This is a genomic window from Pseudomonas sp. NBRC 111132, assembly GCF_001320565.1.
GTDB lineage: Bacteria > Pseudomonadota > Gammaproteobacteria > Pseudomonadales > Pseudomonadaceae > Aquipseudomonas > Aquipseudomonas putida_P.
Window position 1 is genome coordinate 115,286 of sequence record NZ_BCBI01000007.1, and the last position, 22,365, is coordinate 137,650.

At 63.1% G+C, this 22,365-nt stretch carries 23 protein-coding genes; 10 read left to right on the top strand and 13 right to left on the bottom strand.

Features of this window, described 5'->3' with window-relative positions; translation table 11 throughout:
* Positions 1-262: 262 nt before the first annotated feature.
* The 3 genes from APH35_RS05470 to APH35_RS05480 form a co-directional block, all read right to left on the bottom strand.
* Positions 263-2,395: a TonB-dependent siderophore receptor gene (locus tag APH35_RS05470; RefSeq protein ID WP_060514362.1), complete on the bottom strand. Its 2,133-nt coding sequence runs from the start codon at positions 2,393-2,395 to the stop codon at positions 263-265.
* A gap of 76 nt (positions 2,396-2,471) precedes the next feature.
* Positions 2,472-2,852, bottom strand: a complete 381-nt coding sequence (locus APH35_RS05475) for a hypothetical protein (RefSeq protein WP_012271101.1) — start codon at positions 2,850-2,852, stop codon at positions 2,472-2,474.
* Between the two features lie 124 nt (positions 2,853-2,976).
* The gene (locus tag APH35_RS05480; RefSeq protein ID WP_012271102.1) at positions 2,977-4,164 is read right to left on the bottom strand and encodes an MFS transporter; all 1,188 of its coding nucleotides are present in this window, start codon (positions 4,162-4,164) and stop codon (positions 2,977-2,979) included.
* A gap of 105 nt (positions 4,165-4,269) precedes the next feature.
* On the opposite strand from APH35_RS05480, the gene APH35_RS05485 reads away from it, so the two are divergent.
* Positions 4,270-5,154 carry a LysR family transcriptional regulator gene (locus APH35_RS05485; protein ID WP_060514363.1) on the top strand — a complete coding sequence of 295 codons (885 nt, stop codon included), beginning with the start codon at positions 4,270-4,272 and terminating at the stop codon, positions 5,152-5,154.
* Positions 5,155-5,194: 40 nt separating this feature from the next.
* On the opposite strand, the gene APH35_RS05490 is transcribed toward APH35_RS05485, so the two are convergent.
* A complete protein-coding gene (locus APH35_RS05490) occupies positions 5,195-5,944 on the bottom strand; it encodes a 3-oxoacyl-ACP reductase family protein (protein ID WP_012271104.1) in 750 nt (249 codons plus the stop codon).
* A gap of 118 nt (positions 5,945-6,062) precedes the next feature.
* On the opposite strand from APH35_RS05490, the gene APH35_RS05495 reads away from it, so the two are divergent.
* Entirely contained in the window at positions 6,063-7,001 is a 939-nt protein-coding gene (locus APH35_RS05495) for a LysR family transcriptional regulator (RefSeq protein ID WP_060494344.1), read from the top strand.
* Between the two features lie 71 nt (positions 7,002-7,072).
* Here APH35_RS05495 and APH35_RS05500 read toward each other — a convergent pair whose 3' ends face one another.
* Both APH35_RS05500 and APH35_RS05505 read right to left on the bottom strand, forming a co-directional pair.
* Complete coding sequence (locus APH35_RS05500; RefSeq protein WP_012271106.1) at positions 7,073-7,543, bottom strand: GreA/GreB family elongation factor; 471 nt, start codon at positions 7,541-7,543, stop codon at positions 7,073-7,075.
* A 2-nt stretch (positions 7,544-7,545) separates the two neighbouring features.
* Positions 7,546-7,944 (bottom strand): hypothetical protein, encoded by a 399-nt coding sequence (locus APH35_RS05505; protein ID WP_060494343.1) that lies wholly within the window; start codon positions 7,942-7,944, stop codon positions 7,546-7,548.
* A gap of 129 nt (positions 7,945-8,073) precedes the next feature.
* On the opposite strand from APH35_RS05505, the gene earP reads away from it, so the two are divergent.
* The gene (gene earP, locus APH35_RS05510; RefSeq protein WP_012271108.1) at positions 8,074-9,207 is read left to right on the top strand and encodes an elongation factor P maturation arginine rhamnosyltransferase EarP; all 1,134 of its coding nucleotides are present in this window, start codon (positions 8,074-8,076) and stop codon (positions 9,205-9,207) included.
* A 48-nt stretch (positions 9,208-9,255) separates the two neighbouring features.
* Positions 9,256-9,825: an elongation factor P gene (gene efp, locus APH35_RS05515; RefSeq protein WP_012271109.1), complete on the top strand. Its 570-nt coding sequence runs from the start codon at positions 9,256-9,258 to the stop codon at positions 9,823-9,825.
* A 57-nt stretch (positions 9,826-9,882) separates the two neighbouring features.
* Here the strand turns inward: efp and APH35_RS05520 are convergent, their stop codons facing one another.
* The 3 genes from APH35_RS05520 to APH35_RS05530 form a co-directional block, all read right to left on the bottom strand.
* Positions 9,883-10,311, bottom strand: a complete 429-nt coding sequence (locus tag APH35_RS05520; RefSeq protein WP_012271110.1) for an organic hydroperoxide resistance protein — start codon at positions 10,309-10,311, stop codon at positions 9,883-9,885.
* 140 nt (positions 10,312-10,451) lie between these two features.
* Positions 10,452-10,907, bottom strand: coding sequence for a MarR family winged helix-turn-helix transcriptional regulator (locus APH35_RS05525; protein ID WP_012271111.1), 456 nt, complete (start codon positions 10,905-10,907; stop codon positions 10,452-10,454).
* Positions 10,908-10,965: 58 nt separating this feature from the next.
* Positions 10,966-11,919 carry a LysR family transcriptional regulator gene (locus APH35_RS05530; RefSeq protein ID WP_060514364.1) on the bottom strand — a complete coding sequence of 318 codons (954 nt, stop codon included), beginning with the start codon at positions 11,917-11,919 and terminating at the stop codon, positions 10,966-10,968.
* Positions 11,920-12,032: 113 nt separating this feature from the next.
* Here APH35_RS05530 and APH35_RS05535 point away from each other — a divergent pair, with 113 nt between their 5' ends.
* Complete coding sequence (locus APH35_RS05535; RefSeq protein WP_041166652.1) at positions 12,033-12,782, top strand: sulfite exporter TauE/SafE family protein; 750 nt, start codon at positions 12,033-12,035, stop codon at positions 12,780-12,782.
* 31 nt (positions 12,783-12,813) lie between these two features.
* Here APH35_RS05535 and APH35_RS05540 read toward each other — a convergent pair whose 3' ends face one another.
* Positions 12,814-13,665 carry a LysR substrate-binding domain-containing protein gene (locus APH35_RS05540; protein ID WP_012271114.1) on the bottom strand — a complete coding sequence of 284 codons (852 nt, stop codon included), beginning with the start codon at positions 13,663-13,665 and terminating at the stop codon, positions 12,814-12,816.
* A 97-nt stretch (positions 13,666-13,762) separates the two neighbouring features.
* Between APH35_RS05540 and APH35_RS05545 the strand changes: the two genes are divergently transcribed.
* Both APH35_RS05545 and APH35_RS05550 read left to right on the top strand, forming a co-directional pair.
* On the top strand, positions 13,763-13,981 hold the full coding sequence (locus tag APH35_RS05545; protein WP_012271115.1) for a DUF1127 domain-containing protein: 219 nt from the start codon (positions 13,763-13,765) through the stop codon (positions 13,979-13,981).
* 83 nt (positions 13,982-14,064) lie between these two features.
* On the top strand, positions 14,065-15,282 hold the full coding sequence (locus APH35_RS05550; protein ID WP_060514365.1) for a winged helix-turn-helix domain-containing protein: 1,218 nt from the start codon (positions 14,065-14,067) through the stop codon (positions 15,280-15,282).
* Here the strand turns inward: APH35_RS05550 and APH35_RS05555 are convergent.
* A complete protein-coding gene (locus APH35_RS05555) occupies positions 15,263-16,609 on the bottom strand; it encodes a class II 3-deoxy-7-phosphoheptulonate synthase (RefSeq protein ID WP_012271117.1) in 1,347 nt (448 codons plus the stop codon). The genes APH35_RS05550 and APH35_RS05555 overlap by 20 nt on opposite strands.
* Before the next feature lie 116 nt (positions 16,610-16,725).
* Here APH35_RS05555 and APH35_RS05560 point away from each other — a divergent pair, with 116 nt between their 5' ends.
* Entirely contained in the window at positions 16,726-17,481 is a 756-nt protein-coding gene (locus APH35_RS05560; RefSeq protein ID WP_012271118.1) for a spermidine synthase, read from the top strand.
* A gap of 465 nt (positions 17,482-17,946) precedes the next feature.
* Entirely contained in the window at positions 17,947-19,629 is a 1,683-nt protein-coding gene (locus tag APH35_RS05565) for a DEAD/DEAH box helicase (protein WP_012271119.1), read from the top strand.
* An 85-nt stretch (positions 19,630-19,714) separates the two neighbouring features.
* On the opposite strand, the gene APH35_RS05570 is transcribed toward APH35_RS05565, so the two are convergent.
* On the bottom strand, positions 19,715-20,482 hold the full coding sequence (locus tag APH35_RS05570) for a DODA-type extradiol aromatic ring-opening family dioxygenase (protein ID WP_060514366.1): 768 nt from the start codon (positions 20,480-20,482) through the stop codon (positions 19,715-19,717).
* 101 nt (positions 20,483-20,583) lie between these two features.
* Between APH35_RS05570 and APH35_RS05575 the strand changes: the two genes are divergently transcribed.
* The gene (locus APH35_RS05575; protein WP_060494489.1) at positions 20,584-21,234 is read left to right on the top strand and encodes a thiopurine S-methyltransferase; all 651 of its coding nucleotides are present in this window, start codon (positions 20,584-20,586) and stop codon (positions 21,232-21,234) included.
* 54 nt (positions 21,235-21,288) lie between these two features.
* Here the strand turns inward: APH35_RS05575 and htpX are convergent, their stop codons facing one another.
* Positions 21,289-22,176 carry a protease HtpX gene (gene htpX / locus APH35_RS05580; protein WP_012271122.1) on the bottom strand — a complete coding sequence of 296 codons (888 nt, stop codon included), beginning with the start codon at positions 22,174-22,176 and terminating at the stop codon, positions 21,289-21,291.
* Between the last annotated feature and the right edge of the window lie 189 nt (positions 22,177-22,365).

Below are 22,365 nucleotides of genomic sequence, written 5' to 3' on the forward strand. Positions count from 1 at the left end.
CAGGCCGGTTTGGGCCGCTACAGACCATTTATTTCAGGGCCGCCTCCCGAATTTAGCGGTCTGGAGCGGCCTGGGAAGGAACCTTACAGGGTTCAAATCCCTTCTTCACCGCCACATTCTACGAAGAGCCCCCGCGCTGAAAAGCTCGGGGGCTTTTTGTTTTCAGGGCCATTAGGGCTGCTGCGCAGCCCATCGCGACACAAGGCCGCTCCCACAGGGATCGCGTCAATTTCAGAGTGGGCCGCAAAGCAGCCCCAAAAGCTTAGAAACTGACCGAAGCCGAAAGCCGGGCGGTACGTGGCGCGCCCTGGAACAGGTAGTTATCCCCCAGATAATCCCCCACATCGCGCCAATAGCGCTTGTCGAACAGGTTATCCACGGTCAACCGCAGCACCGTGTCATACCCACCAATACGGGTACGGTAGCGGCTGCCGAGATCGAACACGGTATACCCGCCAACCTCCACATTCCCCGCCTGGCTCGCGTACTTGCTGGCGCTGTACCGCGCCCCGCCCAACAGCGCCAGCCCCGGAACCGGCAGCGAATATTCCGCGTGCATCGCTGCTCGGAATTTTGGCACGTTGATCGCCTGGTGCCCTTCATAAGCCTCGGTACCGCTGTTCTGCACCCGTGCGCGAATGGCGGCTGCGCTGGCCTGCAACTGCAAGTTCGAGGTCACCCAGCCGCTGGCGCCCAGTTCCAGGCCGGTGTTTTTTTGCTGGCCTTGCTGCACGTAAGTGAAGTGGCCGGCACCGTCAGGGCGCGCGTACTGGTAAGCCTGGCGGATCTGGAACAGCGCGGCACTGAAACTCAGGCCCTGCCAGTCGTGCTTGAGGCCCAATTCCAGCTGGTGGGAGGTTGTCGGCGCAAGGATCTCGAACGTGTTCTCGGCGAACCAGGGGGCAGTACCGCCCGCTGACAGGCCTTTGGCGTAGCTGGCATATACCGTGGTATTGGGCTGCGGTTTGAAGATGATCGCGGCGTTGGGCAGCAGCTCGTATTGACGGGTGTGGCGCCCGGCAAGGCCGTTTTCGTCCCAGGTCTTTTCATCCAGGCGCACTTCTCGGGCGCCCAGCACGGTCTGCCATTGTTCGTTGAAGCTGATCCGGTCGCTGATGAACAGGCCGTACTGGCGGCTATCGAGGCGGCGCTCGCTAGACTTGATGGGATTGTCGGAGGGGTCAAAGGCGGGCGCACCGGTATGGATGTTGCCTGTGCCTACCCATTCCATATAGCTGGGCCGCTGATCCAGTGTGCGCCGCTGCGCGCTGGCACCCATGGTCAACTCATGCCCCACACCTAGCGCATCGAACCGCCCGTTGAGCATGGCCTGCGCCTCGTCGGTGCGGCGGGTGTCGTCGGGGCTGCGGAAGTCGTAGATGTCATAGTCACCATTACTGCCGAAAAACGCGCCTTCGCTCGAGCCCCAGGCAAACGCGCTGTAGTCGTCGATCACCACCTTGCTGCGCGAGGCGCTCAAGGTGCCGGTCCAGGCCTCGTCGAAACGGTACTCGAAGCGCCCGGCAAGGTTCAGCGAGTCGCTTTGCACAGGCTTTGCCCAGTGCTGGTAGGCCAGGCGATCATCCGGGTCGATGCCATGGGGCACTTCAGTGCCGCCGAGCAGTTGGTAACCCGGCACCGAGCGTTGTTCGCGGTGCTGGTACTCGGCATCCAGCTGCAGGGTGGCATCTGGGTTGATCTGCCAGTCGAATGCCAACGAAGCGAAGTCGCGCTTGCCGTCGGCGTGGTCGACGTAGGAGCGGATATCTTCGTGGGCCAGGTTGGCGCGCAGGCCGAACTGCTTTTCGCTGCCGAACCAACCGCCCAGGTCGGTGGCCAGGTAGCGTTCGCCTTGTTCGTTGGTCGACACCGTAAGGCTGCGTACCTCTTCGGCGCGCTTGGTCACATAGTTGATCAGGCCGCCCGGTTCTGAAACGCCGCTCTGCAGCCCGGACAGGCCCTTGAGCAGCTCCACCTGTTGCTTGTTCTCCAGGGCCACGTTCTGCTCGCCAGCGATGGTCTGGCCATTGATGCGATAGCTGCTGGCGGCATTCAGTTCGAAGCCGCGTACATTGAAGTTCTCGTAGTAGCCGATGGGCGCATAGCTTTCGCCGACCGAGGCGTCGCTTTGCAGCACCTCGCTGAGCATGCGCACCTGGCGGTCTTCCAGCAGTGGCTGGCTGAACACGCTGACAGAGGCCGGTGTATCGAGCAACGGCGCAGGCTGGAAGCCGCTCACAGCGGCCTGGCGTGCCTGGTAGCCGTCATTGGCGTAGGTGTCGGAGACCTGCAGCGGGGCGAGCACCACGCTGTCTTCGGCAAGCACATTTTGGCACTGCAGGGCCAGGCCCAGGCTGAGCAGGCTCAGGGGCAGGCGGGGGTGACGCGAGGGCATGCGGGGGCTCCGACCATGAAAAAGGCGGCATCTTAACAGCCGCCTTCAACAGAGAACGATCGGGGCCCCGCGAAATTCAACCTGTACCGGTCGGCCGCTTGTGCTGTCGCCAGTTGTCATCGATTTTCGACCAGGTCTTGCCATCGGTGATGGCCAAGAGCTTTCGCCCATCCTTGAAGGTGGCCAGGAAGGTCGCTTCCTCTTCCTTGCCACCCAGCCACAGCCCGGCCAGCAGCCCCACTGGCCCTGCCACCAGGGCGCCGGCCACGCCCCAGCCCAAGGCGCTGCCCAGGCTGCGGCTCGGTTCCAGGCTGGCCAGCCGCAAGTCGCTGATGCGGGCCAGGGAAATCCGCTCGCCGGGGGAGGGGCTGCGCGGAGTCTTGAGTGTGAGCGATCCGTTGCGATACTCGCCTTCACCTTGCAAGAAATCGCCGGATTGCACCGTGAGTCTTGTCATAAAGTCGTCCTGTCAGGGAAAGGGCATTTTCCAGCGCCTACTGAGCGCTGCCCAGGCAGGCAAGTCAACGGCCATGCGACGGAGGGTCGTGCGGTGCTTTGTCGCCATGGCTGATTGAAACGTTTCATGCCAGTGGCAGGGTTTTCTTGCGCTTGCGCTCGGCCAGCCCCCACGCCAACAACGCCAGCCCGCCAATGACCAACCCTGCGACCACAATGCCCATCCAGCCTTGGCGCTGGAACAACTGTGTACCCAGCAACGACCCCAGTGCCCCGCCAATGAAGTAGCAGGTGATGTACCCGGCATTGAGCCGCGTGCGCGCTTCGGGCCGCAGGGCGATCACCGCATTCTGGTTGCTCACGTGCACCAATTGCACCGCCAGGTCGAGCATCAGCACGCCCAGCAGCAAGGCCAGCAACGACTGCTCGGCGAAGCCCAGCGGCAGCCACGCCAGCAGCAACACCACCAGGCCGACGGTGGTGCCCAGCGAGCCCTTGCCACGGTCGGCCAGGCGCCCGGCCCAATTGGCCGACAACGCACCCGCTGCGCCGGCCAGGCCGAACAGGCCGATAACCGCATCCGAATAATGGTAGGGGCCTTTAGCCAGCAAAAATGCCAGCGGTGTCCAGAACAGCGCGAACAGGCTGAACGACAGCAGGCCGAGCAACGAGCGCAGGCGCAGTACCGGCTCTTCAAGAAACAGGCGGAACACCGAGCCGATCAGCGCCGGGTACTTCAGCCCGGCATGGCTGTGGTGTTGCGGCAGGCTGCGGTACAGCGCCACGGCGGTGATCGCCATCAGCACGGCGGCCAGCACGTAGATGCTGCGCCAGCCGCCCAACTCGGCCATGAAGCCGGCAGCGGTACGCGCCAGCAGAATGCCCAGCAGCAGGCCGCTCATCAGCGTGCCGACCGCGCGCCCTCGCTGATGCGGCTCGCTCAGGGTCGCGGCCATCGGCACGAGGATCTGCGCCACCACCGAGAACAGCCCGGTCAGCGCTGTGCCAAGGATCAGCCAGGGCAGGCTTGGCGCACAGGCGCTGATGACCAGGCCCAGGGTGGAAATAACGGTCATCACGGTGATCAGCCGGCGCTGCTCGAACAGGTCGCCCAGCGGTGCCAGCAGCAACAGGCCGGCGCCATAGCTGAGCTGCGCGGCAATCACGATGCTGCCGGCGCTGGCGGTGCTCAAGCCAAACTGCTGGGCGATGCTGTGCAGCAGCGGTTGGGCGTAGTAGTTGCTGGCCACGGCCAGGCCGGTGGCAGTAGCCATCAGCAGGATCAGGGCGCGGCTGAGAGTGGGGGTGTGCATGCGGTTCTCGTGGCGGGCAGTTGTGTTGGGGTGATTATCAGGAAGTGTCTGTCATGACACCAATGTATAGTTTTCAACTTATCAATCTTGAAAGCAGATAGATCGATGAACCTCAAGCAGCTCGAATACGCCCTTGCCGTGGCCGACACCGGCAGTTTTACTCGCGCCGCCGAGCGCTGCCATGTGGTGCAGTCCGCTCTCAGCCATCAGGTGGCGCGGCTGGAGGCTCAGCTGGGCGTGAGCCTGTTCGAGCGTAGTTCGCGGCGGGTACGCCTGACGCCGGCAGGTGAGGCCTTTGTGCTCAGTGCCCGACCGGCGGTGGAAGCGGCTGGGCGCATTGCCGATGACGTGGCGGCGGCCTGCGGCCAGGTACGCGGGCGGTTGGCGATTGGCGAAATCAGCTCGCTCACCGCGCTGGACCTGGTCGACCTGTTGGCGATGTTCCACGACCGTTACCCGGACGTGGATGTACGCTGGCTGACGGCCAAGAGTGAATGGCTGATCGCCGATGTACTCGAGCGGCGCCTGGACGTGGGCTTCATAGGCCTGTGGCAGGGCGAGGTGGTGCAGGGCGTGCAGCATCGTTTGCTGGCCAGGGAGGAACTGGTGGCGTTGTTGCCGTTGCGGCATCGGCTGGCGGGCAGGGGGCAGCTGGCGCTGGCTGACCTGGCGGGCGAAGTGCTGGTGGACTTCCCTGAAGGCACCGGAGCGCGACGGCAGACCGATGAGGCGTTTCAGGCGGCGGGGTTGCAGCGTCGGGTGCAGTTCGAGATCGGTCATGTGCGCCTGGTGGAGAAGTTCGTGCAGCGGGGCATGGCGGTGGGTTTGGTGCCGGAGCGCGTGGCCCAGGGCTTTGAAGGTGTGGCGCTGGCGCGGGTGGTGGATGCGCCGGTGCGGCACCTGTATGCCGTGTGGTCCTGCAGCCCGACGCCTGCTGCTCGGGCTTTTCTGGAGGTGATGGAACAGCGTCTGGGTGCTGGGAATGGTTGAACCTGTTCCGGTGTTCTCGCCGGAACAGGCAAACCTTCAATCAGGCTGCAAACCCACCGTCCACCGTCAGGCTGGCCCCGGTGATGTACCCGGCTTCAGGCCCCGCCAGGTAAGCCACGAAGCTGGCAATTTCCTCTGGCTCGCCATACCGGCCGATCGCCATCAACGGGATCAGGCTCTCGGCAAACTCGCCGCTGGCCGGGTTCATGTCGGTGTCCACTGGCCCCGGTTGTACGTTGTTCACGGTAATGCCCTGCGGCCCGAGGTCACGCGCCATGCCGCGGGTCAGGCCAACCAGCGCAGACTTGCTCATGGCGTACGGCGCACCGCCGGCAAACGGCATGCGCTCGGCATTGGTGCTGCCAATGTTGATGATGCGCCCACCCTGGCCCATGTAGCGTGCGGCGGCCTGGCTGGCGACGAACACACTGCGTACGTTCACCGCCAGCATGCGGTCGAAGTCGGCCAGGTCGAATTCGGCCAGCGGGGCCACCGCCAGCACGCCGGCGTTGTTGACCAGGATATCCAGCCTGCCGAAGGCCTTCACGGCGTCATCCACTGCCAGTTGCACGGCCGCTGCATCGGCGCTGTCGGCCCGCAGGGCCAGGGCTTTGCCACCGTTTTCGCTGATTTCGCGGGCCAGTTCTTCTGCCGGGCCGGCAGAGCTGACATAGGTGAAGGCCACGTGCGCGCCTTCGCGGGCCAGGCGCCGTACGATGGCCGCACCAATACCGCGGGAACCGCCCTGAACCAGGGCCACTTTGCCTTCGAGTGAAAGTTGCTTGGACATGCTGATCTCCTGCTGGAAGCCAGGCCGAAATGCCTTGGATGGGCAAAGTATCGGCGCTTGATTACCTGCTGATAAGATGGCAATCACTATCAGCAGAGTAAACCTTGGGTTGCTAATCATGGCCGTGGAATCGTTCAACGCGTTGGAATGCTTCATCCGCAGTGCCGAAGTCGGCAGTTTTGCCGAGGCCGCCAGGCGCCTGAGCATTACCCCGGCTGCTGTGGGCAAGCATGTTGCCCAATTGGAAGCGCGTCTGGGTGTGCGGTTGTTCCAGCGTAGTACCCGCAAGCTGACCTTGACTGAAGCAGGGCAGCGTTTTCTTGGCGAGGTCAGCGACAGCTTCCGCACTATCCAGTACGCCGTGGCCAACCTGGCCAGCGCCGAAGGCCAGCCGGCCGGGTTGCTGCGGGTGAGCATGGGCACGGTGTTCGGGCGTTTGTACGTGCTGCCGTTGCTGAGCGAATTCTTGCGCCGCTACCCGGCGATTACCCCGGATTGGCATTTCGACAACCGCCAGGTCGACCTGATTGGCCAAGGCTTCGATGCCGCGATTGGCGGTGGTTTCGAACTGCCGCCAGGCGTGGTGGCGCGCAAGCTGACTCCGGCGCACCGGGTGCTGGTGGCGGCGCCAGCCTATTTGCAGCGGCACGCGCCAATTGACGACCCCCAGGTGCTGCACCGCCATGACGGCATTCTGATCCGCTCACCGCAGACCGGGCGGGTGCGCTCATGGCCGCTGACCAGTCGCTGGCAGGCGCAGCAGCCACTGCAATTGCGCCAGGCGATGACCATGAGCGATTCGGACGCGGCTTGCGCGGTGGCCGAGCAGGGGCTGGGTATTGCCCTGGTGAGCTTGCCGTTTGCCGTGCCTTACCTTCAGGCAGGCCGGCTGCGGCGGGTGTTGCCGGACTGGTACGTGGATGATGGGCATATCAGCCTGTATTTCGCCGAGCACAAGCTGATGCCGGGCAAGACCCGGGCGTTCATCGATTTTGTCGTGGAGCAGTTTGCCGAGCAGGGGTTGGCGGTGCGGTTCGATGCTTTGCAGGCCCTTTGACGTTGCAGCACTTTTCCTGGGTTGATGCGCTCGTGCAATGACCGCGTTAGGCCAGGCGCGAAGGGGCCGGGTCAGGCAACATCAACAATGAACAATAACTGCTGGCCCAGATTCACCTCGTCATCGATCTTCTTGCCCATCAACTGCTGCCCCAACGGCGAGCGTGGGGTAATGACTGTCACCAGCCCATCCCCCTCGCCAATTTTCAACCCAGCGGCTTCTGGCCCGAGCAATAGCCGGCGTTGCCCACCAAGCTCATCCTCCAGCGTCACCAGGTTGCTCACCTGCACCCCGCGCGCCGGGTCGTAGTCACGCAGTAGCAGTTGCTGGTAAATCAACAGCGCCTGGCGGATTTCCCCGCTGCGGCGGGCCTGGCCGGTGGCCAGGTACGAGGCCTCCAGGCCCAGGGTGTCGTACTTGTTCTCGGCAATGTTCTCTTCGGCGGTGGCGGCCTCGTAGGCGGTTTGCGCTGCGCGGGTCAGCACATCCAGGTCATGCTCGAGGGTGGCGACGATCAGCGCCAGCAGGTGGGGCTTGTTCATGGTCAGTAACAGAACTCCAGCACGTTGGCCTGGCTTTTGTCGGTGGGCGCGGTACGGTTCTGCTGCAGCCAGAACTGGCACTTGGGGCTGTTCAGGTTGCGCGGGTTGCCCTGGGCGGCGTCGGCGGCCTGTTGCAGTTCCTGCTTGTGCAGGATGTCCTTGTAGCGCTCGAACATTTCGGCCTGGGTATCCTGGGCCGCAGCCGGCGCAGGTGGTGCGGCGGGGCGGTATGCGTTGGGTGCTGCAGCCTGGGCCAGGGGTTGTACCTGCTGTGGCCACCATTGCTGGGCCAGCCACAGGCTCACGGCAATGGCCACGGCGCCCAGCCACAGGCCCAAGGCAACGCACAGGATCAACTGCAACGGCTTGAGGGTGATTTTCAGTTCACGGTGGCGGGGCATGGCAGCCTCCTGGCAAGGTGGTCGGGGTGCATTGTCGCATGCGCATGGGCATTTTTCCGCGCAGGTGCTTTTGTCGGCGACAATTTATGCGCAGAATTCGCGGTTTTTGCATCAGCACGGGAGGGGCGCATGAACGCCACCTGGGACATCTTCTGCAGCGTCGTCGACAACTACGGCGACATCGGCGTGACCTGGCGCCTGGCCCGGCAGTTGGTGGCCGAGCATGGCATGGCCGTGCGCCTGTGGGTGGATGACCTCAACGCCTTCGCGCCCATGTGCCCCGGTGCCGATGCCACCGCTGCGCAGCAGTGGCAGCACGGTGTGGATGTACGCCACTGGCCGGCGCAGTGGTTGCCGGTGGTGCCGGCCGATGTGGTGATCGGCGCGTTCGCCTGCCAGCTACCGGCGGCTTATGTCGAAGCCATGCGTGCCCGCCCGCTGCCGCCGCTGTGGCTGAACCTTGAGTACCTTAGCGCCGAGGATTGGGTGGAGGGTTGCCATGGCTTGCCTTCACCGCAGGCCAACGGCCTGCGCAAGGTGTTTTTCTTCCCGGGGTTTACCGAAAGAACCGGTGGCTTGCTGCGCGAGGGCTCGCTGCTGGCGCGGCGTGACGCGTTCCAGCAGTCCGCCGATGCGCGCCAAACCTTCCTGCAAGGGCTTGGCGTAAACCCTGTGCCGGGGGCGTTGCTGGTCTCGCTGTTCGCCTACGAAAACCCACAGTTGGCCAGCTGGCTCGATGCCCTGGCTACAGGTGCGCAACCGTGTCACCTGCTGGTGCCGCAAGGGCGCATCGTCGCAGGGCTCAGCCAGTGGCTTGGCGAGGCGCAACTGCAGGTGGGCGATGTGCGCACGCGTGGGGCGCTGACCGTACAGGTGCTGCCTTTCGTCAGCCAGGACGACTTCGACAGGCTGTTGTGGAGTTGCGACTTCAACGCCGTGCGCGGTGAGGACTCGTTCGTGCGTGCGCAGTGGGCGGGGCAGCCGATGCTGTGGCACATCTATGTGCAGGACGAGAATGCCCATTGGGAAAAGCTCGAAGCGTTTCTGGCGCATTATCGCCGTGGCTTGTCAGGCGATGCCGATGCCGCCTTGCTTGGCCTGTGGCGCGCCTGGAACATGGATTTCGACATGGGCCAGGCCTGGCAGGCGGCCCGCCAGCATTGGCCAGAACTGCAGCAACATGCCCGGCGTTGGGTGGTGAGACAGGCCGCTCAGCCGGACCTTGCCACAGCGCTAGTACACTTTTACCGAAATTCGCTATGATACGCGGCCTCGATTTTTATAAATCCATCCAGATTCGGATACTTCGTAATGAAAACTGGTAAAGAACTGAAACCCGGTACCGTCCTGCGGATCGACAACGACCCGTGGCTGGTTCAAAAAGCTGAGTTCACCAAGTCGGGCCGTAACAGCGCGATCATGAAGACCAAGCTGAAGAACCTGCTGACCGGCTACAAGACCGAAACCGTATACGGTGCGGACGACAAGCTGGACGACGTGATCCTGGATCGCAAAGAAGCGACCCTGTCGTTCATCAGCGGTGACTCGTACACCTTCATGGACACCACCGACTACACCATGTACGAACTGAACGCCGAAGACATCGACGCCGTTCTGCCGTACATCGAAGAAGGCATGGAAGACATCTGCGAAGCCGTGTTCTTCGAAGGCCGCCTGGTATCGGTTGAACTGCCGACCACCATCAGCCGTCAGGTTGTCTACACCGAGAACGCTGCTCGCGGCGACACCTCGGGCAAGGTCATGAAGCCTGCCAAACTGAAGAACGGCACCGAGATCCAGGTTGCCGACTTCATCCAGATCGACGAGTGGATCGACATCGACACTCGCGACAACAGCTTCAAAGGCCGTTCCAAGAAGTAATTCTTCTTGCGAGACGCAAAAAACCCGGCCTTGGCCGGGTTTTTTTATGCCTGGGCCTTACACCGTCACATGCAGGCGTACATCCACATTACCGCGGGTGGCATTGGAGTACGGGCAGACCTTGTGCGCTTTCTCCACCAGCCCTTCGGCATCCGCCTGGGCCAGGCCCGGCAGGTTGATGTGCAGGTCGATGTCCAGGCCGAAACCGCCCGGGATCTGCCCGATACCCACCTTGGCGGTGATCGAGGCATCTGCCGGCAGGGCTTTCTTCTCTTGCCCGGCCACGAATTTCAGGGCGCCGATGAAGCATGCCGAATATCCGGCGGCGAACATCTGTTCAGGGTTGGTGCCGTCACCGCCAGCGCCGCCCAGTTCCTTGGGGGTGCTCAGGCTGACGACCAGCTTGCCGTCGCTGGACTTGGATTTGCCGTCGCGCCCACCGGTGGAGGTAGCTTCTGCGATGTACAGCGGAGTGACCTTTTGCATCTTGAGCCTCGCTAATGTGCTGTGCGCTCCTGTTTGCAGGAGGGCGCGGGTTGGTGTGGGATTTAAGTTAGCGCGCAATTAGTTAGTGCGCAAGATAAATCGTCACCGCTCATCCGAACGGCCACAGCACAGCATAGTCCTCAGAGGTTTTTCTGCAGGCTTTCACGCAGGTCCAGCAGGTCCGCCTGCAGTTGCTGCAATTGCTCCAGGCTGCGCCCGCTGGCCTTGAGGATGCACTGCGGGACCTGTTTGGCCTGCTGTTGCAGGGCGCGGCCCTTGTCGGTCAGATGCACCATCACCACCCGTTCATCCTCGCGGCTGCGATTGCGCTGCAACAGGCCTTCGCTTTCCAGGCGCTTGAGCAGCGGGGTCAGCGACCCTGGGTCGGTCAGCAGATGCTGGCTGATTTCGCCCACGGTCAGGCCGTCACGCTCCCACAACACGAGCATGGCCAGGTATTGCGGGTAGGTCAGGCCCAGCGCCTGCAGCAGCGGTTTGTAGACCTTGGTCATCAGCAACGAGGTGGAGTGCAGGGCGAAGCAGACCTGGTTGTCCAGCAGCAGCTCGTCACAGGATGCGTGGGTGTCGGCGTTCATGCAGGTCCTTCAAGGTAATCAATGGGAAATTCTGGCACGCTGATCATTAGTGCGCGCATTACTCGCGCAGTTCACTGCGTAAAGCCAGGTCCCAGGGTGGAATCGGGCTGAAGCGGCTCTTGAGGAATTCGAGCAGCAAACGGCTGCGAGAGTTCGTTTCGTGTTCCAGGCGCAGCGCGTAAATACCACTGGTCTCGGCTTCAGGCAGGCCGCCCTGGCAAAACAGTGGGATCAACTCGCCGCGCAGCAGGTATTCGCTGATAAGCCAGGTGGGCAGGTGGGCTATGCCTAAGCCGGCGAGGGCGCCGAACAACAGGGTTTCGGCGTTGTTGGCGGCCATGCGCATGCGGGCGGGGCGGTACAAGCGGGTTTGCCCGGCCACACTGAAGCGCCAGGCGAACGGCGGCGCCAGGCCGTCCCAGTCCAGCCCGTCATGCCCTGGCAACTCGCTGGGGCAGGTGGGTATGCCGCGGCTGGCCAGGTAGGCGGGGCTGGCGCAGGCGATGCGTACCATGTAGGCCAGCGGCGTGGCGACCAGGCGGGTGTCGGCCAGGGGGCCGGCGCGCAGCACCAGATCGACCTCGCCCAGGTGGCTGCCATGCAGATCGACGAAGCTGTCGATCAGGCGCAGTTGCACGTCCAGGCCTGGGTAGGCCACCAGGAAGTCGGCAATCGCCGGGGCCAGGTGGCGGCGGCCGAACGCGGCGGGGGCGTCAATGCGGATCAGCCCTTCGGGGGCGTTGCTCAGCGACACCGCTTCGGCTCGGGCCAGGCGCAGTTCCTCGATGATGCGCCTGGCCCGCTCGGCAAATGCATTGCCGGCAGGAGTGGCCCTCACGGCGTGGGTGCTACGAGTGAACAGGCGGCTGCCGACGGCACTTTCAAGGTTGTCGATGCGCCGGGCTACCGCAGAAGGCGTCAGCGGGTGGCGACGAGCGGCGGCAGAAAAGCTGCCGGTTTCCAGCACATCGAGGAACAGGCTCAGTTGGTCGGTCAGGGTATCGGGGCTCATGGCTGCCTTGCTTTTGCGAAAAGCGCACAGCCATTGTGCGCTGCTGTGCGTTTCCCCGCCAGCGCACAGTCGTTAGCATGCTGGCATTATTGGCACTGGCGGGCGAGGCCCTGATGATCGAGTGGTTGTTGTATATCGTACTGGGTGCAGCCCTGGGCACCATGGGTGGCTTGTTCGGCATTGGTGGCGGGTTGATTGCGATTCCGGCACTTGGCGTGCTGTTTGGCCTGGACCAGCAGCTGGCACAGGGGACGGCGCTGGTGATGGTGGTGCCGAACGTGCTGCTGGCGCTGTGGCGTTATCACCAGCGCAACCGCATCGAGTTGCGCCATGCCGTGCCGCTGTCGGCGTGCAGCTTCTTGTTCGCGTGGCTGGGGTCGATCTGGGCGGTTGGGCTGGATGCGCATTCCATGCGCCTGGGCTTTGTCGGCTTTCTGGTGGCGCTGGCGGTGTGGAACGTGGCGCGGATGTTCATGAAGGTGTCGCCGCCCAGTGCCGAACTGCGTTATGCCTGGCCATGGCTGGGCGTGCTGGGCAGCTTTGCCGGCACCATGGGCGGCTTGTTCGGCGTGGGCGGGGCGGTAGTGGCCACGCCGATCCTGACCAGTGTGTTCGGTACCACCCAGGTGGTGGCGCAAGGGCTGTCGCTAGCACTTGCCGCGCCGAGTACCTTGGTGACTTTGGTGACCTATGGCGTGCACCACAGCGTTGACTGGGGAGTGGGGATCCCGTTGGCGGTGGGTGGCTTGCTCAGTATTAGTTGGGGGGTGAAGTTGGCCCATGCGCTGCCGGAGAAGGTATTGCGGGCGATGTTCTGTGTGTTTCTGGTTGTGTGTGCGGTGATGCTGGGGTTTGAGCTTTGAGATTTTGCGGCCCATTCGCAGCAGCCCCAAATTACTTGAACCCTTCGACGATATAGTCCGCCATGCAATCGGTAATAGGCGAAGGGTGCTGAGTACCGCGCACCAGCATCACATTGGCCACTGGCAGCTGCGGTAGCCCATCCTGTTCACCCAGTATGCGAATGTTTCCGCCAATCAGGCTTTGCAACTGCGCCGTCACGGCCAAGCCGGCCGTGACTATGGCAAAGATCGCCGCCAAGCTGGGGCTTGTGTAGGCAATGCGGTAATCAATGCCCTGGGCTTCCAGGGCATTGCAGGTCCAGGCCCGGCAGAAACAATCAGTGTTGAACAGCGCCACCGGCATCGGCCGCTGTTCCTGTGGGCAAAAGCCTTCGGCGGCAGCCCACACCAGGCGTTCCTGACGCAGCAGTTGGCCAACCTCGTTGCCCGGCTCGCGGGTGACGATGGTCAGGTCCAGGTCCTGGCGCAGCATCAGCTGCTTGGAGGAGTCGCAGTGCACCTCCACCTGCACCAGCGGGTAGGCCTGGGCAAAGCTCGAAAGAATGGTCGGCAGGAAACGCATGGCGTAGTCGTCTGGTGTGCCGATGCGCACCAGCCCGACCATGTGCGGCATGCGCAGGGTGTTGAACACTTCGCCGTGCAGCTTGAGGATGCGCCGGGCATAGCCCAGTAGCACCTGGCCTTCGGCGGTCAGCCTTACCTGGCGGCCATCGCGCTCGAACAGTTGGCGCTGCAGGATGTCTTCTTCCAGGCGTTTCATCTGCATGCTTACCGCCGACTGGGTGCGGTTGACCACCTCACCGGCGCGGGTGAAGCCGCCTTGCTCGGCGATGGCGACGAAGGTGCGCAGCACGTCCGCATCGAGGCTCTGGTACTGGGACATTGCATCAATCTCCGAGATGCATCGCATCAGAAACATTCGTTGGATTGATCTTAAGCCCGGCGTGAAACTGAGGCCATCCAACACGGAGGGCTTCACGATGAAAGGTCATGTCAGCAGCATCCAGCAACCTGCCTTTTCCCTGAACCACCTGTGGCATGCGGCCCTGCAGCGCCCGGCGCGCTGGCTGCAGCTGTACCGCCAGCGGCAGGAACTGGCCCGCCTCAGTGATGCAACCTTGCATGACCTGGGGTTGAGCCGGGCGGATATCCAACAAGAGGCCGAGCGGCATTTCTGGGATGATCCGCTGCGTAAATAGGCTAAGTTTGTCGTTGGGCTTACCGGCCTCTTCGCGGGTTTACCCGCGAAGAGGCCAGAGCAGGCAATACAAGGAGACCAGGCTTGTCCCTCAAGCTGTCCATCAACCAGGCCCGCCGCCTGGCACTGTCTGCCCAAGGCTTCGGCAAACACCCGGAAGCACCGCCAACCCTGCCCGCAGTGAAGCGCATGCTGCAACGTCTGGGCGTGCTGCAGATCGACTCGGTCAACGCTCTGGTTCGCTCCCACTACCTGCCGCTTTTCTCCCGGCTGGGCGACTATTCGCCTGCCACCCTCGACCAGCTTGCCTGGGGCCGGGGCCGCCAGCGCCAGTTGTTCGAATACTGGGGGCACGAAGCCTCGCTGCTGCCATTGAGCCTGTACCCGCTGCTGCGCTGGCGCATGGCCCATGCTGCCGATGGTCGCGGTATCTACCGCCAGCTCGCGCAGTTTGGCCGCGAGCGCCAGGACGTGATCGCCCGGGTACTGGCTGCTGTTCGTGAACAGGGCGCACTGGGCGCGGGCAGCCTGTCCACCCGCGAGGAACGCGCCGGACCCTGGTGGGACTGGAGCGAGGAAAAGCACGCGTTGGAGTGGCTGTTCGCCGCAGGCGAAGTGACTGTGGCGGGCCGCCGTGGTTTTGAGCGGCTTTACGATGTACCGGAAAAGGTTTTGCCCAAGGCGATCCTCGACCAGACACTACCCCGCGAGGCCGAGGCGCATCAGGGCTTGATGCTTCACGCCGCCGCTGCCCTGGGTGTTGGCACCGAACGTGACCTGCGCGACTACTTTCGCCTGGAGCCGGCGCAGGGCAAGGCGGCGCTGGCCGAGCTGCTGGCCGACGGTCGCTTGCAAGCGGTCGCGGTGCAGGGGTGGAAGCAACCCGGCTATTGCGCTGGTATGCCGCGCATTCCCCGGCGCATCGAAGCCAGCGCGCTACTGTCGCCGTTCGATTCGCTGGTCTGGGAGCGCAACCGTACCGAGCGCTTGTTCGACTTCCGCTACCGCCTGGAAATCTACACCCCGGCGCACAAACGGGTGTATGGCTACTACGTGCTGCCGTTTCTATACCGCGAACGGATCGTCGCGCGGGTAGACCTGCGTGCCGAACGCACCCAAGGGCAACTGGCAGTGCACGCCGTGCATGCAGAAACACCTGGGCTAGACGAGGAGGGGTATGACGCGCTGGCGGGCCATTTGTTGCGACTGGCCAACTGGTTGGGTCTGGAGAGGGTGCAACTGAACTGCCCGCGCATAGAGGGCAGCCAGCTGCGCCGGGCGCTTAGCGCCGCACCTGTTTGAGCGTTTCGGCAATCAAAAACGCCAACTCCAGCGACTGATCGGCATTCATCCGCGGGTCGCAATGGGTGTGGTACCGATCAGACAACGCGTCCTCGGTGATCGGCCGTGCACCGCCGATGCATTCAGTGACGTTCTGCCCGGTCATCTCGATATGGATGCCGCCGGCATGGCTGCCCTCGGCCTGATGCACCTGGAAGAACTGCTTCACCTCATCCAGAATTTGCGCAAAATCGCGGGTCTTGTAGCCGCTGCTGGCCTTGATGGTGTTGCCGTGCATCGGGTCCGAGCTCCACAACACCTTGCGCCCCTCGCGCTCGACAGTGCGGATCAGCCCCGGCAGGTGGTCGCCGACCTTGTTCGCGCCCATGCGCACGATCAGGTTCAGGCGCCCAGGGTCGTTGGCTGGGTTGAGCGTGTCGATCAGGCGGATCAGCTCTTCTGGGTTCATGCTTGGGCCAACCTTGACCCCGATCGGGTTGTGCACGCCGCGCAGAAACTCCACATGGGCGCCGTCGAGCTGGCGAGTGCGGTCGCCGATCCACAACATGTGCGCCGAGCAGTCGTAGTAGTCACCCGTCAGGCTGTCCTGGCGCACGAAGGCTTCTTCATAGTTCAGCAACAATGCTTCGTGGGCCGTGAAGAAGCTGGTTTCGCGCAGCTGCGGCGCACTGTCCAGGCCACAGGCGCGCATGAAAGCCAGGGTTTCATCGATGCGGTTGGCCAGCTGGTGGTACTTGTCGGCCAGCGCCGAGTTGGCGATGAAGTCCAGGTTCCACTTGTGCACCTGGTGCAGGTCTGCAAACCCGCCCTGGGCGAAAGCGCGCAGCAGGTTAAGGCTGGCGGTGGCCTGGTGATAAGCCTGCAGCAGGCGCTCCGGGTCGGGGATGCGGCTTTTGGCGTCAAAGCCGATGCCATTGACGATATCGCCTCGGTAGGCGGGCAGGGTGATGTCGCCGATGGTTTCATCGCCCGATGAGCGCGGTTTGGCAAACTGCCCGGCCATACGCCCCACCTTGACCACCGGGCAGCCAGCGGCAAAGGTCATGACAATGGCCATTTGCAGCAGCACCTTGAAGGTGTCGCGGATTTTCGCCGCCGAGAACTCGGCGAAGCTCTCGGCGCAATCGCCACCCTGCAGCAGGAACGCACGGCCTTCGGTCACCTCGGCAAACTGCCTGCGCAGCTCGCGTGCCTCGCCCGCGAACACCAGCGGCGGGTAGCTGGCCAAGGTCTGTTCAACCTTCAGCAGGTGCGCGGCATCGGGGTAGGTCGGTTGCTGCTGGATCGGCAGGGCGCGCCAGCTGTCAGGGCTCCACGGTTGGTTCATCTCGGGCTCGGTCTTGTCGGTTGTAGGCTTCAGGCCATGGTAACAGTTGGCGCTGCGCTTGTTGCATCAAGGGTGTTGGCGGACAATGCGCGTTTTTGCGCGGGTGGGTGGTGAGCATGACGGCGGAACGGCAAGAGCGGCTGCTGGCACGGGTGGAGGATGCCTTTGGCGTCATCAGCGTGTACGAAGTGGACGACTACCGCTTTCTGGAATTCGGCGATGCCATCGAGCAAAGCTGCGTGTTCACGGCTGACCCCAGCTGGCTGGAGTACGACTACACCCGTGCCATGCTGGTGGGCGCGCTGTGCCATGAACAGCCGGAGAGCGCGTTGTTTCTCGGCCTGGGTGCTGGCACGCTGACCCAGGCGTGCATGAAGTTTCTGCCGCTTGACGACATCGAGGCCATCGAGTTGCGCGCAGATGTGCCGCGCCTGGCCATGGAGTACATGGGGCTGGATGACGACCCTCGCTTGTACGTGCGCATCGGTGATGCCATCGAGTTGCTGCCCACGGCGGAGAAAGCCGACCTGTTGTTCGTCGACTTGTACACCGACCATGGGCCGGGGGTGGGGCACCTGGCGTGGAATTTCCTGGAGAACTGCCAGCAGCAGCTGAACCCGGGCGGTTGGCTGGTGATCAACCAGTGGGCCACCGACGACGGCAAGCCGCTGGGCGCGGCGTTGCTGCGTGGGTTGTACCACCGGCACTACTGGGAGTTGCCGGTGAAGGAGGGCAACGTGATCTTGCTGGTGCCGGCGGACCTGGAGCAGGCGCTGGACCTGGAGGGGTTGCGGGCCCGGGCCGAGGCGTTGGCGCCGCGACTGGGTTATAGCCTGGAAGGGTTGATTCGCGAGATTCGGCCAGCTACTTGAATGCCTGACGCGGCCAGTGTAGGAGCGGCCTTGCGTCGCGAAAGGGGTGCGAAGCGCCCCCAGGATCTCAGCTTCGCCGCGTACATTGCAGGGGCCGCTTTGCGGCCCTATCGCGACGCAAGGCCGCTCCTACACTGAGCGCGTCAGGGGGGCAGGGCATTATCGATTCAGCGAGGAGTAATTGATGGCCCGACAGTGGCCCTGCACCCTGAAAAAATTCCTCACGTCCCCCACTATTTCGGGTATAGTACGCGCCGGTCTTTTAGCGGACCTCAAAATCAGGTGGTGCAAATCCTCCGAGTCCAGCTTCGGCTGCACGTCCGCTAGGCGGACCTTCCCAAGTTTTCTTTTTCAATCGTTTTCGCAAATCCCCGCCGCCAAAGCTGCCTGGGTGACCTGACGGTCTTTCAAGGCATGTGCAGCTTTGGAGCATGGGTCTTTGCGGATGCACCTAGAGGCAGACCCATGACCCAGGAAACCGGCGGCTTCGCCGCTCTCGATCTTAATCCGAACATTGTTGCTGCCGTTGTGGCTACCGGCTACGAAGAGCCGTCCGCCATTCAGCAACAATCGATCCCGATCATCCTCGCCGGTCACGACATGATCGGCCAGGCGCAGACTGGCACCGGCAAAACCGCTGCCTTCGCCCTGCCGATCCTCAACAAGATCGATGTGAGCAAGCGCGAACCGCAAGCCCTGATCCTGGCGCCAACCCGTGAGTTGGCGCTGCAAGTTGCTACCGCTTTCGAAACCTACGCCAAGCAGATGCCGGGCGTTAACGTTGTCGCCGTCTACGGTGGTGCCCCGATGGGCCCACAGCTGCGCGCAATCCGTAATGGCGCGCAAATCGTCGTGGCCACCCCGGGCCGTCTGTGCGACCACCTGCGTCGTGACGAAAAAGTCCTGTCGACCGTACAGTACCTGGTACTGGACGAAGCCGACGAGATGCTGAAGCTGGGCTTCATGGATGACCTCGAAGTGATCTTCGACGCAATCCCGGCTACCCGTCAGACCGTCCTGTTCTCCGCTACCCTGCCGTCGTCGATCCGTTCGATCGCCGAGCGTCACCTGCGCGAACCCAAGCACGTCAAGATCCAGACCAAGACCCAGACCGTTACCGCGATCGAGCAGGCCCACCTGATGGTCCACGCCGATCAGAAGATCCCGGCTGTGCTGCGTCTGCTGGAAGTGGAAGAGTTCGACGCACTGATCGCCTTCGTGCGCACCAAGCAAGCCACCCTGGACCTGGCCGCCGCGCTGGAAGCCAAGGGCTACAAGGCTGCCGCGCTGAACGGCGACATCGCCCAGAACCAGCGTGAGCGCGTGATCGACTCGCTCAAGGATGGCCGCCTGGACATCGTCGTTGCTACCGACGTCGCTGCCCGTGGCCTGGACGTACCGCGCATCACTCACGTGTTCAACGTTGATATGCCGTACGACCCGGAGTCCTACGTTCACCGTATCGGCCGTACCGGCCGTGCCGGTCGCGATGGCCGCGCACTGCTGCTGGTCACCCCGCGTGAGCGCCGCATGCTGCAGGTGATCGAGCGTGTTACCGGGCAGAAAGTTGCCGAAGCGCGCCTGCCGAATGCTCAGGCCGTGCTGGATGCTCGCATCAAGAAGCTGACGTCGAGCCTGGCGCCACTGGTAGCTGAAGCTGAAGCCACCCACGGCGAGCTGTTCGACCGCCTGACCAGCGACCTGGGTTGCAGTGCGCGTGCCCTGGCTTCGGCCTTGCTGCGCAAAGCCACCAATGGCCAGGCGCTGGACCTGGCTGCGGTAGAGCGTGAGCAGCCGCTGGTGCCGGGCGTTGGTGCCCCGCGTGGCGAGCGTAGCGAGCGTCCTGACCGTGGCGAGCGCCCTGACCGTGGTGACCGCGAGCGCCGCGCGCCGCTGCCGCTGGCCGAAGGCCGTGTACGTTGCCGTACCGCCCTGGGTGCCCGTGACGGTATCGCTGCCAAGAACCTGTTGGGCGCGATCCTCAACGAGGGTGGCCTGGCGCGTGACGCCATTGGCCGTATCCAGGTACGCGACAGCTTCAGCCTGGTCGAGCTGCCGGAAGACGGCCTGGAGAAGCTGCTGTCCAAGCTCAAGGACACCCGCGTGGCTGGCAAGCAGCTGAAGCTGCGTCGCTACCGCGAGGATTGATCCTTGCGCAATGAAAAATCCCCGGCCTAGGCTGGGGATTTTTTTGCCTGTGGGATTTTACGGCGCAAAGCGCGCCCTGCGCTCTTCAGTCGAACCGATAAATGTCCATCCCCAGCGCCCCCAGGGTAAACCCTTGGTGTACCACCCCAAACTTGCCCCCAGCCCCGAGGGCAAAGAACAGCGGCAGGAAATGCTCATCACTGGGATGGTTGCGCACCGCATAGGGCGCCTGCTTGCGGTAATCCAGCAAAGATGCCTGGTCATCTTCCAGCAGTCTGTCCACCACCCAATCCCTGAATGCCAGCGCCCAGGGCTCGATCACGTCCGGCCCGGCATGCCAGTCCAGTTCCCCAAGGTTATGGGTGATACTGCCCGACCCCATCAGCAAAATGCCCTCGTCGCGCAAACCCGCCAACGCCTGCCCCACCTTGACCTGCAACGCCGGGCCCATCTGGCTGGGCAGTGAAACCTGCACCACTGGAATGCTCGCATCAGGGTACATCAGTGACAACGGTACCCAGGCGCCGTGGTCGAACGGCCGCTGCGCGTCCAGCCGCGCGGGTAGACCCGCCGCTTTCAACAACTCACTGACCTGGCCGGCAAGGGCAGGTTCGCCCGGCGCCGGGTATTGCACCGCATACAAGGCCGGTGGGAAGCCGTAGAAGTCATGCCAGGTTTCTGGTTGTGCGCTGCCGGTAACCAGCAGCTCGCGGCTTTCCCAGTGCGCCGACACCACCACGACCGCTTTTGGCCGTGGCAGCACATTGGCCAACCCGGCTAGCGCCGGCCCGCTGGCGCCGGGTTGCAGCGCGAGCATGGGGGAACCATGGGAAATGAACAGGCTGGGCAGCATGGCAAGGTCCTGAAGGTTAAGATGCAATCATCTTCGATCAAATAAACATCGAAATCCAAACCAAGTTTTACCGGAAAACCATCTAAAAATCGGGAGTGATCATGGAGCCAGCGTTCTGGCAAAAGCGGTGGGCCGATAACCAGATTGGCTTTCATCAGGCGCAGGTGAACCCCTACCTGCAGAAGTATTGGCCACAGTTGCAGCTGGCGCCGGCCAGTCGTGTGCTGGTGCCGCTGTGCGGCAAGAGCCTGGACCTGGCCTGGTTGGCTGGGCAGGGGTACCGCGTGCTTGGTGTGGAGCTGTCTCGGCAGGCGGTGGAGGGCTTCTTCCGTGAACATGGGCTTGATGCCGACGTTTTGCAGCATGGAGCTTTCGAGGTTTGGCGCAGTGGCGAAATCGAGCTGTGGTGTGGCGATTTCTTTACGCTGCAGGCGGAGGATATCGCCGACTGCGTGGGCCTTTATGATCGGGCGGCGCTAATCGCATTGCCGCCGCAGATGCGCGCGGCGTACATGCGGTTGCTGTCGGCGTGGCTGCCTGCGGGCTGCAGGGGGTTGCTGGTGACCCTGGATTATGACCAGTCGCTGCTGGGCGGCCCGCCGTTTTCAGTAGGGGATAAAGAAGTGCTGCAGGGTTTTGCGGGGTGGCAGATGGATGAGCTGGAGGTGGTGGAGCTTATTCAGGAGAGCCCGAAGTTTTTGCAGGCCGGGGCTTGCAGCCTGTTGGAGCGGGTGTACCGGGTCAAGCGCTGACCGGCGCATGCAAAAAGGGCGACCGAAGTCGCCCTTTTTGCATTGCCAGGTGGATCAACCGCGACGGCGCAGGGCCTCGATACGGTCTTCCAGCGGCGGGTGGCTCATCAGCAGCCCGGCCAGGCCGTGCTTGAGGCCGCCATTGATGCCGAAGGCCTTCATGGTGTCGGGCATGTGCACGGGCAGGCCTTGTTCCACGCGCAGGCGCTGCAAGGCACCGATCATGGCCGAGGTGCCGGCCAGCTGCGCACCGGCTTCGTCGGCGCGGTATTCGCGGCGGCGCGAGAACCACATCACGATCATGCTGGCCAGGATGCCCAGGATCAGCTCGGCAACGATGGTCGCCACATAGTAGGCAATGCCCTGGCCCTCTTCGTTCTTGAAGATGACCTTGTCGACGAAGTTGCCGATGATGCGTGCAAAGAACATCACGAAGGTGTTCACCACACCCTGCACCAGCGCCAGGGTGACCATGTCGCCGTTGGCGACGTGGCCGATTTCGTGGGCCAGTACCGCACGCACTTCATCGGGCGAGAAGCGCTCCAGCAGGCCCTGGGACACGGCTACCAGCGCGTCGTTGCGGTTCCAGCCGGTGGCGAAGGCGTTGGCCTCGTAGGCCGGGAAAATACCCACTTCGGGCATTTTGATGCCCGCCTCACGGGACAGCTCTTCGACCGTTTGCAGCAGCCACTGTTCGTGACGGGTGCGCGGTTGGCTGATGATCTGGGTGCCGGTGCTCATCTTCGCCATCCACTTGGAGATGAACAGCGAGACGAGGGAGCCGGCAAAGCCGAACACGGCGCAGAACACCAGCAGGCTGCTGAGGTTCAGGTCGACCCCGTTGGCGGCCATGAACCCGTTGAAACCGAACAGGCTCAGGGTAATGCTTGCAACCAGCACCACCGCAAGGTTGGTGGCTACAAACAACAGAATGCGCATCATGGTTGTTACGTTCTCCTGACGGATGAGTTGTCGCTTACTGCGGGGTATATAAGGGGCCTGCCGTGCCGATTCAATCGGGCGACTATTTCAAACTGTGTACGGCGGAGTATGGCAGAGGATGGCGCGGGGGCTGTGGGATAGAGCGTTGCAGGATGTAAGAAGCGAGGTATGCCTTGAGGTTTGTGGCGC

What these genes read in the sequence shown, in the direction of transcription:
- APH35_RS05470 (WP_060514362.1), bottom strand. Translation starts at nt 2,395, where the DNA reads ATGCCCTCGCGTCACCCCCGCCTGCCCCTGAGCCTGCTCAGCCTGGGC.
- APH35_RS05475 (WP_012271101.1), bottom strand. Translation starts at nt 2,852, where the DNA reads ATGACAAGACTCACGGTGCAATCCGGCGATTTCTTGCAAGGTGAAGGC.
- APH35_RS05480 (WP_012271102.1), bottom strand. Translation starts at nt 4,164, where the DNA reads ATGCACACCCCCACTCTCAGCCGCGCCCTGATCCTGCTGATGGCTACT.
- APH35_RS05485 (WP_060514363.1), top strand. Translation starts at nt 4,270, where the DNA reads ATGAACCTCAAGCAGCTCGAATACGCCCTTGCCGTGGCCGACACCGGC.
- APH35_RS05490 (WP_012271104.1), bottom strand. Translation starts at nt 5,944, where the DNA reads ATGTCCAAGCAACTTTCACTCGAAGGCAAAGTGGCCCTGGTTCAGGGC.
- APH35_RS05495 (WP_060494344.1), top strand. Translation starts at nt 6,063, where the DNA reads ATGGCCGTGGAATCGTTCAACGCGTTGGAATGCTTCATCCGCAGTGCC.
- APH35_RS05500 (WP_012271106.1), bottom strand. Translation starts at nt 7,543, where the DNA reads ATGAACAAGCCCCACCTGCTGGCGCTGATCGTCGCCACCCTCGAGCAT.
- APH35_RS05505 (WP_060494343.1), bottom strand. Translation starts at nt 7,944, where the DNA reads ATGCCCCGCCACCGTGAACTGAAAATCACCCTCAAGCCGTTGCAGTTG.
- earP (WP_012271108.1), top strand. Translation starts at nt 8,074, where the DNA reads ATGAACGCCACCTGGGACATCTTCTGCAGCGTCGTCGACAACTACGGC.
- efp (WP_012271109.1), top strand. Translation starts at nt 9,256, where the DNA reads ATGAAAACTGGTAAAGAACTGAAACCCGGTACCGTCCTGCGGATCGAC.
- APH35_RS05520 (WP_012271110.1), bottom strand. Translation starts at nt 10,311, where the DNA reads ATGCAAAAGGTCACTCCGCTGTACATCGCAGAAGCTACCTCCACCGGT.
- APH35_RS05525 (WP_012271111.1), bottom strand. Translation starts at nt 10,907, where the DNA reads ATGAACGCCGACACCCACGCATCCTGTGACGAGCTGCTGCTGGACAAC.
- APH35_RS05530 (WP_060514364.1), bottom strand. Translation starts at nt 11,919, where the DNA reads ATGAGCCCCGATACCCTGACCGACCAACTGAGCCTGTTCCTCGATGTG.
- APH35_RS05535 (WP_041166652.1), top strand. Translation starts at nt 12,033, where the DNA reads ATGATCGAGTGGTTGTTGTATATCGTACTGGGTGCAGCCCTGGGCACC.
- APH35_RS05540 (WP_012271114.1), bottom strand. Translation starts at nt 13,665, where the DNA reads ATGTCCCAGTACCAGAGCCTCGATGCGGACGTGCTGCGCACCTTCGTC.
- APH35_RS05545 (WP_012271115.1), top strand. Translation starts at nt 13,763, where the DNA reads ATGAAAGGTCATGTCAGCAGCATCCAGCAACCTGCCTTTTCCCTGAAC.
- APH35_RS05555 (WP_012271117.1), bottom strand. Translation starts at nt 16,609, where the DNA reads ATGAACCAACCGTGGAGCCCTGACAGCTGGCGCGCCCTGCCGATCCAG.
- APH35_RS05560 (WP_012271118.1), top strand. Translation starts at nt 16,726, where the DNA reads ATGACGGCGGAACGGCAAGAGCGGCTGCTGGCACGGGTGGAGGATGCC.
- APH35_RS05565 (WP_012271119.1), top strand. Translation starts at nt 17,947, where the DNA reads ATGACCCAGGAAACCGGCGGCTTCGCCGCTCTCGATCTTAATCCGAAC.
- APH35_RS05570 (WP_060514366.1), bottom strand. Translation starts at nt 20,482, where the DNA reads ATGCTGCCCAGCCTGTTCATTTCCCATGGTTCCCCCATGCTCGCGCTG.
- APH35_RS05575 (WP_060494489.1), top strand. Translation starts at nt 20,584, where the DNA reads ATGGAGCCAGCGTTCTGGCAAAAGCGGTGGGCCGATAACCAGATTGGC.
- htpX (WP_012271122.1), bottom strand. Translation starts at nt 22,176, where the DNA reads ATGATGCGCATTCTGTTGTTTGTAGCCACCAACCTTGCGGTGGTGCTG.